The sequence below is a fragment of the Streptomyces sp. NBC_01176 genome, from assembly GCF_045039825.1.
In the GTDB taxonomy this organism is placed as follows: domain Bacteria; phylum Actinomycetota; class Actinomycetes; order Streptomycetales; family Streptomycetaceae; genus Streptomyces.
Window position 1 is genome coordinate 449589 of sequence record NZ_CP108600.1, and the last position, 17337, is coordinate 466925.

Sequence of the window (17337 nt, forward strand, 5' to 3'; positions counted from 1 at the left end):
TTCGCTATCCGGCGAGGTGTCCGACCAGTGCGTCGAGCGGCAGGCTGACCACGGTGCCGGCGGAGATGCCGGCAGTAATGAGCGGTGGCCAGAAAGGGTACCCGCCTGCAGGTCCCAGGACTCGCCTGCCGCGTGACCTCGTCGGCCTGGGCAGATGCTGCCCGAACGGCGCAGAAAGTCACCATCGCGGTCGCGATACGCGTCACTCGGTCGGCGATGTCGGTCACGTTCGCTCTGGTTCGCCGCTCGGGCGGACGCCGGGTGGATGGTGCCCCTGGCGGGAGGCGCAAGCGCCGTGCCTCACCGCCATCTAGGGAAGCAGCTCGACCCAACCTCCTGGCCTAACAGGAGAGCCGCCCGAAACCGTGGCCCTTGCTCCTACAGGGCTGGGAGCGGCCCACCGGCCACGCGCATCCCGACTCCTACCCAGGTGTCCACTCGAATTCTCAATGTACCCAAAAATGTCGCATCGAACAGTGGCGCCGACCCGGGATCCCCCGGCCCCAGCTCTCGCCCCGTTCTCAGGTCACGCCGCGGTAACCCCTGCCGTTCCCATCCATGGCTGCGGCACAGCCGCAGCGCAGCAACGCGGTACGGGCCACCTACGGCCCCCGATCCTTCCAGGAGAGCAAAAGCATGAGCGACTACTCCAGCACGGCAACGGTCGTCGGTCGGCCGGAACCGCTACGAGCAGCAGCTCACGCCACACCCTCTCCGCAGAGCAACTGGCCAGCCGTCGCCTCGGTCGCCTTGAGGTCCTTCGTCCTGGTGCTCTCGGAGTCCCTGCCGATCGGGTTCCTGCCGGTCATCGGATCCAGCCTCCACATCTCCGTCGGCTCCGTGGGCCTGGTCGTGGTAGTACCCGGCCTGACGGCGGCCGTCACCGCGCCTGTGCTCACCATCGCCTCAGGAAAGCTCGACCGGCGCAAGGTTCTGATCGCGCTCGCGGCGTCCATCACCGTCTTGAACAACCTGGCAGCACTGGCCCCAGCATGCCGGTGATGGCAGCGGCCAGAACCTTGCTCGGCATCGGCGTCGGCAGATTCTGGGCTGGGTTCCGGCGTCGCCGCCCGGCTGGTGCCCGCCGAAGCAGTTCACCGCGCCACCTCATGCGTGACGGAGGACCACTCAGATTTGGTTCAGGCCACCGTCGGCGTAGAGCTCGGTCCCGGTGACGAAGCTGCTCTGGTCGGACGCGAGGAAGAGGGCTGCCGCAGCCGCCTCGGCGGGCTCGCCCATCCGGCCGAGGGGCACCTGCCGTGCGAAGTGGGCACGCAGCGACTTGGCCTCTTCCTCGCTGGGCGCCAGGCCGGTGATTCCCGGGGTCTTGATCGGTCCGGGCACGAGAGTGTTGACGCGGATGCCACGGCCGCGCAGCTCGTTGGCCCAGGTGCGGGAGAAGGAGCGGACGGCGGCCTTCGAGGCGGCGTAGACGCCGAACGCCTCTCCACCGGTGGTGGCGGCGGTGGAACCGGTCAGGATTACCGACGCGCCGTCGTTGAGGAGCGGTAGTGCCTTCTGCACGGTGAAGAGCGTCCCCCGGACGTTGGTGTTGAACGTGTCGTCGAAGTGCTGCTCGGTCACGTCCTCCAGGGTTGCGAACTCCCCGCCCCCCGCGTTCGCGAAAAGCACATCGATGCGGCGGCCCTGCTCGGCGACGATCGCGAAGAGCCGGTCGAGGTCGGCCGGATTCGCTATGTCTCCGCGGACGGCAGTGACGTTGTGGCCGATCTCGGCCGCGGCCGCGTCCAGCGCATCCTGACGCCGCCCGGTGATGATCACGTGGGCGCCCTCAGCAGCGAACCGCTGCGCGGTGGCCAGTCCGATGCCGCTGTTCGCCCCGGTGACCACGGCCACTTTGCCTGCGAGTACCTCTGTCATGGCGTGCCACTCCTCGATGTTTTTGACTCGTTCGTCCATAAAGTTAAACGTTGTGGACGAACGAGTCAAATAAGCGTAGGCTCACCCCCATGGCACGACCTCGGAAGTTCGACGAGCAGCAGGTACTGGACACCGCCCGGGAGCAGTTCTGGGCGGGTGGATACGCGGCCACGCGCATGGACGACATCGCCGCGGCGACGGGCCTCGGCAAAGGCAGCCTGTACGGCGCGTTCGGCGGCAAGCAGGACCTCTTCCACCGCGTATTCGACGACTACTGCAGCTCAGTCGTCGACGCCACAGCCCAGCAGCTGCGCGGCGACGACCAGAACGCGTACACGCGACTGTCCGCCCACATCCACGCCGTGGCCGCGGCCACGGCCGCAGATACCGCCCAGCGCGGATGCCTGTTGGCCAAGGGCACCGCCGAACTGGCCGAACACGACAAGACCGTGGCCCAGCGCGCACACACGGCTATCGAGGCACTGAGCACGCTGTTGGAGGACGACATCGCCGCCTGCCAGCGCAACGGCGACCTCGACGCGAACGCGGACCCCGGAAAGCTGGCCGCACTGGTACTCGCCGTACTGCGCGGCATCGAAGCACTGGGCAAGGCCGGAGCCAACGAGGAGACGCTGACGGACATCGCCCACACCGCCATCGCCGTACTGCCCCGCGCCGCGAACTGACGGCCCCGCCGGACCACTGCGTCCATGGCCGTAGGAAGCGGTCGCGACAGTTCACCGGCGGTACAGGCTGGCGTGGCCGATGCCGATCGGGCCTATGGCGTCGGCGTCTCGCCTGCACCGCAGCATCGCGGCGTGTCGTGTCGGGAAGCGACCTGCGGACCTCTTCCGCCAAGCAGGTGGTGCGGCGGCCTCCACGTGGTCGCCACGGCCAACGGGGCCCAGGCACGGCGAAGCAGCCCGGATGCCGTGACAACAGGGATCGACGGCGGCAATTGAGCGTCGCGCCGACGCAGTGTTTCTCAGGTAAATTGAGTGGGTCGACGCGCGTCGTCCGGTCGTAGTTGCCAAGAGACTCGGCCGTACGAAGTGAGACCACGTTGCGCGAGTTCGAGCGGATGTCCCGGTGACCGAGGGAGGTAACCGCCGTGCCTTTCATCACGACCGCAGACGAACCGCCGACCGTTTCAACGCCGACCTGTTGGAGTTCGCCCGCGGCTGAACGGCGCGACGGTGTGCCGTTCAGCCGTGTCGTCCGGCCCGGGTGAAGACACGCGCGAAGACCCCAGCGGGATTCTGCGCCCCTCCATATCGCTGAGGTTCTCATCAGCCGGCGGACGAGAGTAGGACTCGAAGATCCCGAGGAGGGTGAATGTCTGCTCATGGCTACGAGCCGGGGCGGGTCGGCCTGCTCCTCATCGACACCGTGAACGATGTCTTCTCTGAGGGCGGGAAAGGCTGCCCCACCTCAACGACGAGTTCGAGCGGATCGGAACGTGCGAGAACTTCAAGGCTTTCCCGTCGTCTTCGCACCCATGTCTTACACCGAAGCGGACTACACCTCGTGGAAGCACATCTCCGGTGTCCACCACGAGATGTTTGACAACCGCCTCTTTGCAGAGGGGAGTTGAGGCGCCGAATTCCACCCCGGACTGTCGCCCCAAGACGGCGAAATTGTGATCACCCCGCACAATGAACATTGACGTCCTGGCCAACACTGACCTAGAGGTCCAGCTCCGCCAACACAACACGGAGTACATCGCCATCGCCGGCATGATGGGGACGATGTATGTGGGGTCGACCGCTCTCAGCTGCATGGAACACGGCTTCCACGTGACCACGTTCACCGATGAGACCGCGGCCGTCGGCGGCCGGGACGCCTACGACGCGATGATTTTGCGGTATCCGTTCATCTCACATGCGACGCTCGAGGTCGACGAGTTCCTCACCGCCACGCGCGCACCGGCGCCCTGAGGTTCCATACCTGGAGCACGAAATGAGGACGATCGAATCGCGCGCTTGACCGGCGGACCTCGCTCGTCCGCCAAGACCGCAGAGGCGGCCCTGCACCTGAATTTCCTGTCGATCGATGCGGAGGACGCACATGGGCTCCGACAAAGGCGTGCTGATCGTGGGGGCAGGCCCCGCGGGACTGATGCTCGCGGGCGATCTGGCCGAGGCAGGGATCGCCTGCACCGTGGTGGAGCGACGCGAAGGGGAGTCGAAGCTCACGCGGGCCTTCGCCGTGCACGCCCGGACGTTGGAGCAACTTGACGCCCGCGGGCTCGCCGACGACCTGCTCAAGACCGGGCTGCGCAATCCGGTTTTGCAGTTTCTGCAGATCGACCTGTCGCATCTGCCGACCCGCTACCCGCACGTCCTGGTGACACCGCAGTACAACACCGAGAGGCTGCTCCGCTCCCGCGCCCTCACCCACGGAGTGGACATCAAGAGCGGCTGCGAGGCGACCGGCGTCCGGCAGGACTCCACAGGCGTCGACGTCGAGGTACGCGCCGCGGACGGCACGGTGGAAACCCTGCGCGCCGCTTACGTGGTGGGCGCTGACGGCCGCAACAGCAAGGTGCGTGAGTCCCTCGGGCTGCCCTTTCCCGGCCGGTCCGCGGTTCGTTCGATGATGCTTGCCGACGTACGCCTGGCCGAGCCGCCGAGCAAACCTCCCACCGTCGGGGCGGTGGGGGACGCCTTCGCCATCGTGGTGCCCTTCGGCGACGGCTGGTTCCGTGTCATGGCCTGGAACCGTCGCCACGACATGCCTGACACCACGGCCGTCGATCTCGACGAGATCCGCGCAGTCGCCCAGCGGGCACTCGGGAACGACTTCGGCATGCGGGACGCACGCTGGCTCTCCCGGTTCCACAGCGATGAACGCCAGTGTCCCCGTTACCGCATCGGCCGGGTGCTTCTCGTCGGTGACGCCGCGCACGTGCACTCCCCTGCCGGTGGGATGGGCCTCAACACCAGCATCCAGGATTCGGTCAACCTCGGCTGGAAACTGGCGGCTGTCCTGAGCGGCCGGGCTCCGGACGCTCTGCTCGACACGTACGAGGCCGAGCGGCATCCGGTGGGCCGTCGGGTACTTCGGATGAGCGGCGCACTTCTGCGTGGGGTACTGACGACGCCAAAGGCGATGTGCGGATTCCGCGACCTCTTCGCCCGCACGGTGCTGCGCATCCCGCCCATGGCTCAGCGGGCCGCCCGGGCGATTTCCGGACTCGACATCGCCTACGCCGCTCCCAATGGCGCGCCCCGGCTTGTCGGCAAGCGCGTTCCCGACCTGCCGCTGACCGACGGAAAGCGGCTGTATGAGGCTCTGCGCACCCGGCGCTTCGTCCTCGTCACCGCCGCGGATGCGCCGCTCCCCGTCGCGGTGGCTGAAAGCTGGGCCGACGAGGTCGAGTTCGTGTCCGCACCAGGCCTGACAAGAAAGGCCGTACTGGTCAGGCCGGACGCGTACATCGCATGGACCACCTCCGAGGAGCACCCGGAACGCCGGGCCGAGGACGTCCGACGGGCCCTGACGGACTGGTGTGGTGCAGGCTCTCCGGTTCATGAGGGCACCCCTACCTTCAGATAGGCGCCCCTGACACGGCGCGACGCGGCCGCCAGCCCCCGGACCAACAGTCCCGTGCTCACGGCTGCGACGGAACACTCTCTCGCCGCCAGACCACGCCACGCCCCACCCGGCCCGGTCGTGGTCACAGATGTGCGCTGGTCTGGACACCACGCCACCGCCTGGACGATCGCTCGTGCCCGGCTCAGGCTGAGGCATCTGGTGCGAGCCCCCGGAGGGGCCGTCTCTGAAGATGTACTCGCGCGCTCCGACGACGGCAGCACCAGTGTCCAACGGCGGCAGTTATAGATGTCACGTCCTGAGTGGCCGGTCAACAGGTCGGCAAGCAGACGCAACCTGAAACCTCTTCATGCCAATCAGGGGTGTGTCATCCGCCCGCTCTGACAAGTCGAACAAGCCATTGCCGCTGGGCAGGCCTCTACGGTGAATGACACGCTGTTCGAAATCCCGTATCGCGATAGAGCCGGAGCCCACTTATGACTTCTGTCCATTCCTTCTGGCTCGCAGGACGCCCGGCCGAAGGCGACAGCACCCTCGAAGTGACTTCGCCGTGGGACAGCCGCTATCGGAACGGTTTCTGTGCCGACCGACGCACAGGTTGAAGAGGCCGTCGCCGCCTGTGCGGTGCGGGAGGAGTTTGCCGCCACGCCGGCGCACCTGCGGGCCGCCGCCCTGGACCATGCAGCCAAGCGCCTGGCCGAGCGGACCGAGGACATAGCGCAGCTGATCTCTGCCGAGAACGGCAAGCCGATCAAGTGGGCCCGCGGCGAGGTCGGCCGGGCCGTCTCCGTCTTCCGCTTCGCCGCGGAGGAGGCCCGCCGCTTCAACAGCGGCGATGCCCAGCGCCTGGACACTGACGCAGGCGGCCGGGGGCGTCTCGCCCTGACCCGCCGCTTTCCCAAGGGCGTGGTCCTCGGCATCACCCCGTTCAACTTCCCGCTGAACCAGGGCGCGCACAAGATAGCGCCTGCCATCGCCGCAGGTGTGCCGATCATCCTCAAGCCCGCTCCGAACACTCCTCTTTCCGGGCTGCTCCTCGGCGAAGTCCTGGCCGAGAGCGACCTGCCGGCCGGCTCATGGTCGATCCTGCCGGTCGACAACGACCGTATGCCCGCACTGGTCCAGGACGAGCACCTGCCCGTGATCTCCTTCACCGGCTCGGAGAAGGTCGGTTACGCCATCATGGACTCGGTGCCCCGCAAGCACTGCACCCTGGAACTGGGCGGCAACGGCGCCGCGGTCGTGCTCGCCGACTGGGCGAGCGACGCGGACCTCGACTGGACCGCGACGCGGATCGCCACCTTCTCGAACTACCAGGGCGGCCAGTCCTGCATCTCCGTGCAGCGGGTGATCGCGGACGCGTCCGTGTACGACCGGCTGCTGCCGCGCATCGTCGCCGCCGTCGAGGCCTAGGTGACCGGTGACCCGTCGGACGACAAGTCCGACGTCGGCCCGCTGGTCAGTGAGGACGCGGCCAAGCGTGTCGAGTCGTGGGTCGACGAGGCGGTCGGGGCCGGCGCCTCGCTGCTCACCGGCGGCACACGCGACGGCGCATCGTACGCGCCCACCGTGCTGACCAGCGTCCCGATGGGCACCACCATCGCCTGCGAGGAAGTGTTCGGCCCGGTCCTGACCGTGACAAAGGTGGACGGCGAGGCCGAAGCGTTCGCCGCTGTCAACGATTCCAAATACGGCCTCCACGCGGGCGTGTTCACCCGCAGCGTGCAGGCCGCTTTCCGTGCGCACCGCGCGCTCGAGGTCGGCGGCGTGATCATCGGTGACGTTCCGTCCTACCGCGCCGACCAGATGCCGTACGGCGGCGCCAAGCAGTCAGGCGTAGGCCGCGAAGGCGTGAAGTTCGCGATGGAGGACTACACCTACGAGCCCGTCCTGGTTCTCACCGACCTCGAACTCTGACGAGTTGGTGCGTGACAGCAGGGAAGCGGGCCGCGGAGGCCGAAAGGCCACCGACTCGTCTTCGTCGGCTGCCTTTGCGGCCACGCTCGTTCACCGGTGGCACGGCCTCCCGCACGCCGCAGCGGGTCCTCGCTGCGCCGTTCGTCGCCGCCCGCTCCACCATCAACCAGCGCCGTCCCAGAAGTCGGAGGGCCTCACGACCTGGGCTGAACGCCTACCAGAACCAATTGTGTAGGACCAGCCTCAAACCGGCATCCCGCAGAGCGTTGGTCTCTGCCTTTGGCGAATGACGCGAGCTGCACCGCACTGCGCGGGCGGTGCAGCTCGTATCGATGCAGACTCGATAGAACCAACGGATTCGGGGACGAGATTCTGCGGCGGCGAACGCGTCGGGGGGCGTCCTCGCTTGGCTGGATCCCGCACGACGGGACGCCAGCGAAGTCCGTCATGATCCTTGGAACCAGGGGTTTTGGATATGGCCGTGCCGCGCATACCTCTCGCCTTCTTCGGAATATCTCTGGGCCTCGCGGGCCTGGCCGGCACCTGGCTCACGGCAGCCCATGAAGGCCACGTGCCCATTGACGCGGGCCGTGCCCTGGTCGCGCTCGCTGCGGCCGTCTGGTGCGTGACGCTTGTGCTGTATCTGCGATACGCAGCGTCCGTCCGAGGAGCCTTCGCGGCCGACATGCTGGACAGCGCCGGGAGCCCGTTCGGCTCACTGACGGTAATCACGCCGATGCTCCTCGCGGCGCAGGGCATAGCCCCCTACGCTCCTGGCGCCGGCCGCATAGTGGTGGACGTCTTCATCGTCCTGACGCTGCTCGTGGGCGGGTGGTATACCGGGCAGTGGATTTACGGGCCGCTCGAGCTGGACCACTTCACCCGGGCTACTTTCTGCCCGCTACTGGCGGTGGTCTCGTTGCCGCTTTCAGTGCCGTGCAGGTCGGGCAAGAGCGCGTGGCTGAGGTCACGTTCGGTCTGGGCATCATCTCGTGGGTCGTCCTAGGCTCCATGATCTTGGCCCGGCTCTTCTTCCGGCCTCCGATGCCGCTGGGCCTCACGCCGACGCTCGCCATCGAGGTTGTACCCGCCTCCATGGCAAGCGTCGCCTGCTTCGCTCTCAACCACGACCGTATCGACCGGCTCTCGGCTGTGCTCGCCGGCTACTGCCTGTTGATGATCCTCACCCAGGCACGTCTACTCCCCTTGTTCCTCCGCCTGAAGTTCACACCTGGCTTCTGGGCTTTCACCTTCTCCTGGACGACGGTGGCAACCACCGGACTGCACTGGACCAGCACCGGCCGCCCTCCCGGTGAACTTGTTCTCTCTTACCTCCTCCTGGCCGCCGCGACCGCACTCGTGGGGGCTATCGCGGTACGAACGCTGGTGGCCATAGCGCGACATCAATTCCTTCCCCCGGCGGCGCCACCGCCTCACTCTCCGTAGCTGCGCCGTGCCGGATCAGCAGGGAGGGCCCGGGGCCGCCGATTCTTGCTGACCGATAGAAGACAGGCCCGCGCCTCGCAGGTCGACGGCGCTCCTTGTAGCTGTCCAGTCCTCCTGGCTCCGAGACGGCTGCGCAACGCCCCTCTGCCATCGTGGCCCGCCGCCGTGAGCGCGGCTTTTCCCGCGGCGCACAGTCCATGGCAGTGGCGGGAGCGGTCGGACAGCGCCCTGCCACTCCGCGCCCCCCGTGAGTGATCCAGGTGGCCTGGTCGCTCCCGGTCGGAGCATCCGCGGTCGTCCAGGAGCGTGAGCCGAGGCCGTCCCAGTGCGCGGCTCATAAAGGAGCCGAGTCAGGCGAGCTCTCGCTCGCTCTGCACCGGGCACCATCGCGCGGGCGATGCCAAGGATGGCCCTGAAGGTGACCTGTGCGACAGCGCCACCCCATTCTTGACCCGATCGTCCATATGTGTTTTGCTGATCGTGAGACCGAGGCGCTTATGCCCCGGTATGCGGTCCCTGTACCCCTGGATCCGGCAAGCGCCGGCTGGGCTGTAGGTAGCCCCACCCGAATGGCCTCATGTTCACGACACACCTACGGTCGTCGCGGACGCAGAGCCCCTGCCAGGACCGATTCAGAGCCCCACAGATGTCGAGCAGTGGCCGCCTGGCGCCTCCGCTCGGCCTTACACCCACGAGCAGTCCCTGTTTTCACTCTCCAAGGAAGCCACCTTGCGCGCCTCCATCGACATACGCCGCTCCCGCTCCCGCCATCTCGCGCGCACCAAGTGGCTGCGGTCGCACAACTCCTTCTCCTTCGGCGCTCACTCCGACAGCGACAACACCCACTTCGGGCTGCTGCTGGTGTCCAACGAGGACACCGTCAAACCGGGCACCGGTTTCGACACCCATCCCCACCGGGACATGGAGATCGTGACCTGGGTCCTGGAGGGAGCCCTCGTCCACAAGGACTCGACCGGCCACAACGGGATCATCTATCCCGGGCTGGCCCAGCGCATGACGGCCGGCTCCGGCATTCTGCACAGCGAGAAGAATGACTCGTGGACACTGACTGGTGACCAGGAGCATGCGAATCCAGTGCACTTCATCCAGATGTGGGTACTTCCCGACACGGCCAATGTGACTCCGGGGTACGAGCAACTGGACATCAACGCGCCGCTCGATCAGGGCGGATGGGTGACCGTGGCCTCGGGGATGCCCAAGCACTCCAGCGCCCGCGCCATCTCCATCCGGCAGAAGCACGCGGCTCTGCATGTCGCCCGGCTCCGACCGGCCGAGACGGTGCAGGCAGCAACAGCACCGTTCGTACACCTCTTCGTGGCTCACGGCAGCGTCTCGCTGGAGGGCTCCGGCGCCCTCACCCAAGGGGACGCGGCACGCATCACAGGCTCCGAAGGCCAGCGGATCTGTGCAGGCCCTGACGGCGCGGAGGTACTGATGTGGGAAATGGACACCACCCTCAGTTTCCGGTGACCTCAGCTCCATGACGCCGGTTACGCGTAGCCGGCCCGGAGACGAAAGACCCGCTTTCCCGGCGCCCGAGGCCGAGAACGCGAAGATCAAGCTCCTTCGCGAGTCGTTGGACCTCGTCCGGACTGCGCGCGCCACGCTGCCGAACGGGGTGTCGGACATCCCCGCCTAGCTCCCCTGCCGCGCCCACGACGCCCGCGAGGCGGGCGTCGCCCAGACCCCGGCAACGACCACGTGAGCGTCGTTCAGGGAACCAAGGTTTCACCGCCAGGTGATCAGATATGCCGCTGCACGCCAGAAGCGCACCGGCGGTACCGCCAGCCAGAACCGTAACCAGAAAAGGGAGTACCACCATGAGCAGCAACATCCACGCAATGGTCGCGAACGTTGAGGTAGAAAACCTTGAGGACGCGATCCCCCTCTACCAGGAACTGACCGGAGAAACGGAAGTCCGCCGTTTCCCGTACCGTGAACTTGAGTTGGCGCTCGTAGGGCCTTTCCTGCTCTACTCCGGGCCGCTCGAGAACTACGTCTCGCAGAACGGGACCGTCATCGTCGGATCCCTGGCCCCCGTTCTCGAAGCCCTCGGCAAGGCGGGCGCTGAGATCCTCGAAGCGCCCAACGAGGTTCCCAACGGCACCAGGATCGTCGCCCGCCACCCGGACGGCTCCGTCTTCGAGTACATGCAGCTTCGCGCCTGAGCCCTTCGCGCCCAGCACCACGGCGGTGCTCTGGGGCTGGCATCGGGCCAGCCTCAGAACACTGCCACCACCCGCGTTCTGAGAGGCTGCGAAGCCATCGGCGCAGATGGTCGTAGTCGTAGCCCGTGTCGCCATGGAGTTTCCCAGGTCGCCTGCGACGCGGCCCCCGGCGGGACTGGATCGGCGGTATGCCTCAGGTGGATTTTCGACCCCGGCTTGCCGCGATCGGTCGGATTCGGTCCCGTCAGTAGCCCCCTTTGCGGCCCTGACGCTTACTGAGTCGATTGCGCATCTGGACCAGTCCAGCTCACCGAGCGCGCCGAGTTCGTCGAGGAATACGCGGTGCAGCCTGGCCCAGAGGCGGGCACGGCTCCACTGTGCGAAGCGCCGGTAGACCGTGGGCCACGCCGGGCCGAAGACCGGCGGGAGTTGTCTCCAGGTACAGCCTGATGTGGCCACGAAGATGATCGCCGCCAACGTCTCGCGATCGCCCGCCCGTCGTCGGCCCCCACCCTGGGGACGTGTGACCTCCGTAGGGGGTACAACCCGGCGAAACAGCTCCCCCAACTCGTCCGGCACCAGCCGCTGGACAGGTCTGCCATGCACTGACCGACGACCGCCCCAGGCCAAAAGAAACGGTGTCCAAAGCGTGTTGCGAAAGAGCAAGGAGCCGGACCCTGAGGGCCGGCTCCCGCTCCGAAATCACACCGCTCAGGTGCGGTACGCGTAGTACGCCGCGTTCGGGTACGACGCGATGATGCTCGCCACCGACCTGTTGTAGGTGTTGGTGGAGTGGTACGACACGTACGGCACACCCTGCGCGCTGCGCGAGGTGACGATCATGCTGTGGTCCTTCTCGCCATCCTTGTTGAAGTCCATCTGCAGCACGTCACCCACGTCCAACTGATAGACGTTGGCAAGGCTGGTGACCCGCTTGGACGACAGGGCGAACCACGAGAACTCGTTGACCCCGACGAACGAGTCCGACTGGATGTCGGCGTTCCCGAACCACTTGTGGAAGTCGTTCGTGTAGCCGGGAACGTGCTTCCAGCCGCCGGCCTTCAGGGACTGGCTGACGAAGTTGGTGCAGTCGCCACCGGCACCCTGACCGTTGAAGTCCGGGTAGTCCGGGTTGTACTTGTTCCAGTACTTCGCCGCGTACGCCGCCATGGCCTTGTAGTCGTAACCGGTGGCGGAGAAGTTCTTCGCCTTGGCCGGTGCCGGCAACGTGATGGCCGAGCGGGTCGCCTCCGGCGGAGAGTCGTCGGCGGCGGTGGCCGGCTTGGCGACCTGCGGGCTGGCGACCTGGTTGACCGCGACACCGTCATCGGTGTCACGGACCTTGGTCAGCTGCCAGTCGCCCTTGTGGTCCGCCTTGAACGTCAGCTCGTGGTGGGCCTGGAAGCCGGTGGTCTTCGGCTCGCCGCCCTTGACCTTCTTGTACGTCAGGGTCGTGGTCTCGGTGACGGCGACCGTGGCGTGGCGGCCCTTCACCCGCGTACGGTCCAGCGAGACGGTCGTGTCGGCCGAGCTGTACTTCTCGCCGAGCGACGCCAGACGGGACTTGCGGCCCCGCAGCTGCGACAGCGCGGCGTTCTCGTCACGCGACTGCGTGGAGGACAGCCGCACGTCGCCGGAGAACCGGGACGCCTTCGACTTGCCCTGCTTGCTCTTCCCGTTGTCGACCAGGGCGTCCGTACGGTCGGTGAAGACCGCGTCCGCCAGCCGCTGGAAGGTCGCCTTGGTCGACGCGTCGACCGTGGGGTCGTCGGCGACACTCGCCGCGCCCGCACTCCAGTTGGGCAGCAGAGCCGCGCCGGCGACGACCGAGGCGGCCGCCGCCGTGACTATGGTCGCCCGTCTGCGCTTACGGCTCAGTTTCCTTGTTTTCAATGATGTTCCCCTCTACGCCGGTACTCTCTACCGGGATCCGCATCCTCGCACGCCATATGTGCCTCCTGTGAGGGGGGTTACCGAAGGGACACCGGGCCGTGACGGTCACCCACGGCGAACCCGGCGCCCCCACGGAGACCGGGCAAAGGGTCCTTCGCCGACCCCGGTCCGCGTTAGGCCCTACGAATGATTCGTGCCACCACAGGGTGAAAGAAGCCGATATCTGCCGCGCCGACGGCAGCCTGCCGTTCGCGACCACTAGCGTTGCGTTCTGTGACGCTGAGCTATGCCTTCGTGAATCTCAAGCCCGGAGTGGGAAAGACGACCAGCGCGGTCTGGTTGGCCCACGCACTGCACGAGCTGGGCGTCTCCCCGCTGCTGGTGGACAGTGACCCCGCCTCCTCCGCGCTGCGCTGGAGCGAACTGGCGGGAGGCTTCCCGTTCCCCGTGATCGCCTTTCCGGTCGGTGACGTCCACCGGCGCGTGAACGACTTCCTCGGCAACCGGCAGGCCGTGGTGTTCGACGCCCCCCAACTCGAGGACCACGCCCACATCGCCCGCAGCATCATGAAGTACGCGAGCGACTGGATCGTGCCGCTGACCCCGGCGCCCATCGAACTGGACCGTATGGCGCCCATCGGCGGCGAGATGCGGGACGTGCAGTCCCTGCGCGCCGAGCCGGCTCGCGCCGCCGTCCTGCTGAACCGCACCAACCGCCCCGACGCCACGCGCACCGGTCCGGACGCCGACGCCCGCGAAGCTCTCACCGAGCGCGGCTTCGACGTACTGGCCACTCATATTCCACGGCTCGACCTGTACTCCCAGTCCTTCGGCAGCGCGGTCGACGTCAAGGGCTCGGCCTACATGGACCTCGCAGACGAACTCATCAAACGTCAGGACAAGGCGTGAACCAGCGCAAAGACACCTACCGGGCGGCGCTTCAGCGCGAACCCGGCGCTTCCTCCCCCCGTCCACTCAAGGTCACTCAACTGGACGCCCGTTACATCCGGTTGACGATCGAGGTCGACCCCGCCGTGCCGCGCGAGCTGAACCGGTGGGTGGGCCCGCCCGTGTCCGCGCTGATGCGCGTCGGCGCCGCCGTGCTGCGCCCCCTGAGAAACAACCCGTAAGGCGCGTACTGCCTGCCGAGTACCGCCCGCCGCCTGTCGCCTGTCGCCTGTCGCCTGTCGAAGCAGTCGGAGCACGCGGCGTGCGGTCCGGCATGGCTGACCGGATCGTTCCGGTACCGGCCCGGATCGGGTCTACGGTTCGCGCGTCGTTCCAGGTCACTATCAGTGGCATGAACAGAGCGCTGATCGTCGTCGATGTCCAGGAGTCCTTCCGGGCTCGCCCGCTGTGGAAGCAGATCGCCCATCCGGGGATCGCCGAACCGGTCAACCGGCTGGTCACCCTCGCCCGCGCCAGCGGAGACCTCGTCGTCTGGGTCCTGCACTCCGAGCCGGGCAGCGGCGACGTGTTCGACCCCGCCCGGGGACATGTCCGTCTGTTGGAGGAACTGGACCGTCCGAAGCCGGGCGAGCCGGTCCTGTACAAGACCTCCCACAACGCCTTCACCACCACCAACCTGCAGCAACTGCTCACCGAGGCGGGGGTGCGCGAACTGGTGGTCTGCGGAATCCGCACCGAGCAGTGCGTGGAGACCACGACCCGGGTCGGCAGCGACCTCGGCTACCGCATGGTCTTCGTCACCGACGCCACCACCACCAACCCCATCGGCGATCTCAGCGCCGAAGCGATCATCGAACGCACCGAGGCGGTCCTGCGCGACCGGTTCGCCCGGATCGCGACGGTGGCCGAACTGGAGTCGGAGCTGGCACCCTCGAAGACGTGAGCCTCGTCGTCTTCGTCCTGCTGCCCGGAGTCCACCTCCTCGACCTGGCCGGACCGGCGCAGGCCTTCAGCACCGCGGCGGACTTCGGGCAGCCCTACCGCATCGAGTACGTCGCCGAGCGTGAGCAGGTGCTCAGCGCCCAGGGTCTGCCCCTGATCGCGCGGACCCGGTGGCCGGAGCTGAGCGACGACGACCTGATCGTGGTGCCGGGCTGGCGGACGCGGACCTTGAGCGGCGGGCCGACTCTGAGCCACGCGGGATCGGAACGGCTGCGCGGCCATCATGCCGCCGGGGGCACCGTCGCCAGCGTGTGCGCCGGGGCGGAGGCGCTGGGCAGGGCCGGACTGCTGGACGGGCGCAGGTGCACCACGCACCACGACCACCAGGACGAACTTGCCGCCCGTCATCCCCGCGCCCTCGTGGTACGGGACGTGCTGTTCACGACCGACGACCGGGTGGTGACCTCGGCGGGCATCGCCAGCGGCATCGACCTCGCGCTGCACCTGCTGGCCGTCCGCCACGGCCCGGCACTCGCCGCCCAGGTGGCCAGGGACATGGTCGTGTACGCCCGCCGCAACGGCCACGAGCCCCAGGCCAGTGCCATGCTGCGGCACCGCTCCCACCTGGACGACGCCGTCCACCGCGTCCAGGACCTCATCGACGCGCGATTCAGGGAACCGCTCCCGCTCGCGCACCTGGCAGCGGGCGCGGGTGTCAGCGAGCGCACCCTGACCCGGCTCTTCCACCGTGCCACCGGCGGTCTGACTCCACTGCGCTACCAGCAGACACTGCGGGTCGAACGCGCCGAGCACCTGATCGACCATGGCGCCACGGTGGAGTCGGCGGCCCGGCAGGTGGGCTTCGAGGACGCCCGGATGCTGCGCCGCCTCCGCACCCGGACACCGCAAGCGACCGTCGGTGAGCCGTCCCGGCGTCGCGTGCGCCCCGAAGACTGACGAGCGAGGGCCGGCCCACCGGTCTCGGGCGACCGGCGACATGCTTCAGAAGACCGGCGAGTTCGCTCACGTCTGCCGGAGCGGCTGGTAGGCCTCGGCCGCGATGCCGAACGTCCAGGCCACTCCCTCACGGGCCGTGCGCGTCGCCGGTGGGACGCGCAGCCAGTACGTGCGGCTCGTGCCGTCCGGCTCGGGAGTGGAGTTGACGACCTCCACCATCACCACGTCCTCGTCCCCGAGAAGTTCGAGCCGCCACAGGATCCCGGTCTCGTCCCGGTGCACGGGAACCGCGCCCGACTCGGCGAGATACCGGTCGTAGCCGTAGAACTCCAGCATCACACGGCGGAGTTCGGCGTTCTCCTCGTCACGGATGCGCTTCGGGTCGAGCGAAGCCAGCTCGTCGAGGAAGTCCCCCGGAACAGGCATGCCACGCCAGGCGTACAGCTCGAAGCCGTCCTCGTATCCGAGCGCTGGTCCGTCACCCCGGTCCAGACGGCCCGCCTCGTCGCGGTGGAGCTCCGTGGGCCGCTCGCAGATGACCGCCACCCGCTCGTAGGGCCACCACCAGCCGGCCGCGCGGGCCACCGTCGCCGGGCCGCCCAGCGGGCCCGATCGATCCGTGTCGAACGCGGACAGCCAGGCCGCGTCGTGCTGCCCGAGAGCGGCGTCGAGCAGCAGCAGCCGGACCCGGGTCTCCTCCTCCCGGCCGGTGGCCGACTGCTCGACGACTCCCGCACGGATCCGGTCGACCAGGATGCGGGTCGACTCCCACAGACCGGCCCCCGTCGCATGCCAGTGGCCACTCCATCCCTGCGGCCCCAACCGCCGGTGGAGTCGCTCCCGTTCGGCTGCCCACGGCCCGCTCAGTACGGCGTGGCGCACGCTCGCGCCGGTCTCGTCCCTCGTCAGCGTCACCCCGGCCGGACCCGGCGCCCCCATGAGCACCCGAACCGCCTCGCGGGGAGAGCTCACCCACACCACGCGTCCGGGTTCCGTCAGACCCGCGCTCCGGTAGGCGAGCCGGACCCCCTCCTCGGCCGCGGCTCGATCCGCGGCCCCCGTGGCCGCCGCCACCGCACGCCAACTACCCATGTCCGTCATGTTCGTTCTCTCCCCACGTGCGTCGGTACCGGTCTGGAAGCATCACGCTCCGCCCGCCCGGCCCGTCCTTGTCTCCGCGCTCGTCGCGTCGCACCACCGAGAGGTGGCACCGCGAAGGGCACCCGCGGATGTACGTCACTGCCCTGCGAGGGTGCTCGCGCGCCCCCTTGAATTCAGTCGGCGACGACCCGCACCGAACCCGGCACGTACTCCCGCTGGCGAACGACCCGGTACCAACCCTTCGGGAGGGATATCGCCGCATGTTCCTCGTGGACGACACGCGCTCCGTCCGGGACGTGCAGCAGCATGGGCCCGAACACACCGGCCTCCCTGATCAGCCGCCCGGGGCCCACCACCGCATGTGCGTGGCCGGTGACCTCACCCAGCGCGAGGACGAGCCGGCCCCGGCCGTCACGCGGCTCGGACGGCGCGTCGACCACTCCGGCGGGCACCGCGTCCGGTGCCAACGACACCATGAGGACATCTCCTTGGCGGTACATGCGTCTCCGTCCGTCGAGGCACCACCTGTGCCATGCGAGAACCGTAG

At 67.9% G+C, this 17337-nt stretch carries 14 protein-coding genes and 3 pseudogenes; 12 read left to right on the forward strand and 5 right to left on the reverse strand.

Translation table 11 applies throughout. From position 1 onward, the window contains the following. The first annotated feature begins 558 nt into the window (after positions 1–558). Complete coding sequence (locus OG199_RS01590) at positions 559–1002, forward strand: hypothetical protein (RefSeq protein WP_405827430.1); 444 nt, start codon at positions 559–561, stop codon at positions 1000–1002. 126 nt (positions 1003–1128) lie between these two features. Here OG199_RS01590 and OG199_RS01595 read toward each other — a convergent pair whose 3' ends face one another. Beyond that, the gene (locus OG199_RS01595) at positions 1129–1881 is read right to left on the reverse strand and encodes an SDR family oxidoreductase (RefSeq protein ID WP_356017448.1); all 753 of its coding nucleotides are present in this window, start codon (positions 1879–1881) and stop codon (positions 1129–1131) included. A gap of 89 nt (positions 1882–1970) precedes the next feature. Here OG199_RS01595 and OG199_RS01600 point away from each other — a divergent pair, with 89 nt between their 5' ends. The 7 genes and pseudogenes from OG199_RS01600 (at position 1971) to OG199_RS01630 (ending at position 10988) form a co-directional block, all read left to right on the forward strand. Beyond that, positions 1971–2567, forward strand: a complete 597-nt coding sequence (locus OG199_RS01600) for a TetR/AcrR family transcriptional regulator (protein ID WP_405827433.1) — start codon at positions 1971–1973, stop codon at positions 2565–2567. Between the two features lie 969 nt (positions 2568–3536). Beyond that, positions 3537–3818: an isochorismatase family protein gene (locus tag OG199_RS01605; protein ID WP_405827435.1), complete on the forward strand. Its 282-nt coding sequence runs from the start codon at positions 3537–3539 to the stop codon at positions 3816–3818. A 130-nt stretch (positions 3819–3948) separates the two neighbouring features. Next, on the forward strand, positions 3949–5439 hold the full coding sequence (locus OG199_RS01610; protein ID WP_405827437.1) for an FAD-dependent monooxygenase: 1491 nt from the start codon (positions 3949–3951) through the stop codon (positions 5437–5439). A 473-nt stretch (positions 5440–5912) separates the two neighbouring features. After that, positions 5913–7353 (forward strand): annotated as a pseudogene (locus OG199_RS01615) (aldehyde dehydrogenase family protein). A gap of 475 nt (positions 7354–7828) precedes the next feature. Then, positions 7829–8799 (forward strand): annotated as a pseudogene (locus OG199_RS01620) (TDT family transporter). Between the two features lie 729 nt (positions 8800–9528). Continuing rightward, complete coding sequence (locus tag OG199_RS01625; protein ID WP_405827439.1) at positions 9529–10290, forward strand: pirin family protein; 762 nt, start codon at positions 9529–9531, stop codon at positions 10288–10290. 350 nt (positions 10291–10640) lie between these two features. After that, positions 10641–10988: a VOC family protein gene (locus tag OG199_RS01630; protein ID WP_266708641.1), complete on the forward strand. Its 348-nt coding sequence runs from the start codon at positions 10641–10643 to the stop codon at positions 10986–10988. Positions 10989–11073: 85 nt separating this feature from the next. Here the strand turns inward: OG199_RS01630 and OG199_RS01635 are convergent. Further along, positions 11074–11594, reverse strand: a pseudogene (locus OG199_RS01635) (transposase); the annotation flags it as partial. Between the two features lie 105 nt (positions 11595–11699). Continuing rightward, positions 11700–12881: an amidase domain-containing protein gene (locus tag OG199_RS01640; RefSeq protein WP_401804873.1), complete on the reverse strand. Its 1182-nt coding sequence runs from the start codon at positions 12879–12881 to the stop codon at positions 11700–11702. 273 nt (positions 12882–13154) lie between these two features. Between OG199_RS01640 and OG199_RS01645 the strand changes: the two genes are divergently transcribed. From OG199_RS01645 to OG199_RS01660, 4 genes are all read left to right on the forward strand, one after another. Continuing rightward, positions 13155–13790: a ParA family protein gene (locus OG199_RS01645; RefSeq protein WP_356802783.1), complete on the forward strand. Its 636-nt coding sequence runs from the start codon at positions 13155–13157 to the stop codon at positions 13788–13790. Continuing rightward, positions 13787–14011, forward strand: coding sequence for a hypothetical protein (locus OG199_RS01650; RefSeq protein WP_356802781.1), 225 nt, complete (start codon positions 13787–13789; stop codon positions 14009–14011). The genes OG199_RS01645 and OG199_RS01650 overlap by 4 nt, the downstream gene beginning before the upstream one ends. A 170-nt stretch (positions 14012–14181) precedes the next feature. Then, positions 14182–14733, forward strand: a complete 552-nt coding sequence (locus OG199_RS01655; RefSeq protein ID WP_405827442.1) for a cysteine hydrolase family protein — start codon at positions 14182–14184, stop codon at positions 14731–14733. Next, a complete protein-coding gene (locus tag OG199_RS01660; RefSeq protein ID WP_405827444.1) occupies positions 14730–15689 on the forward strand; it encodes a GlxA family transcriptional regulator in 960 nt (319 codons plus the stop codon). Before OG199_RS01655 ends, OG199_RS01660 begins: the two co-directional genes overlap by 4 nt. Positions 15690–15755: 66 nt before the next feature. Here the strand turns inward: OG199_RS01660 and OG199_RS01665 are convergent, their stop codons facing one another. Both OG199_RS01665 and OG199_RS01670 read right to left on the reverse strand, forming a co-directional pair. Continuing rightward, the gene (locus OG199_RS01665) at positions 15756–16790 is read right to left on the reverse strand and encodes a DUF6745 domain-containing protein (RefSeq protein WP_405827446.1); all 1035 of its coding nucleotides are present in this window, start codon (positions 16788–16790) and stop codon (positions 15756–15758) included. A gap of 173 nt (positions 16791–16963) precedes the next feature. Then, the gene (locus OG199_RS01670) at positions 16964–17290 is read right to left on the reverse strand and encodes a hypothetical protein (RefSeq protein ID WP_405827448.1); all 327 of its coding nucleotides are present in this window, start codon (positions 17288–17290) and stop codon (positions 16964–16966) included. Between the last annotated feature and the right edge of the window lie 47 nt (positions 17291–17337).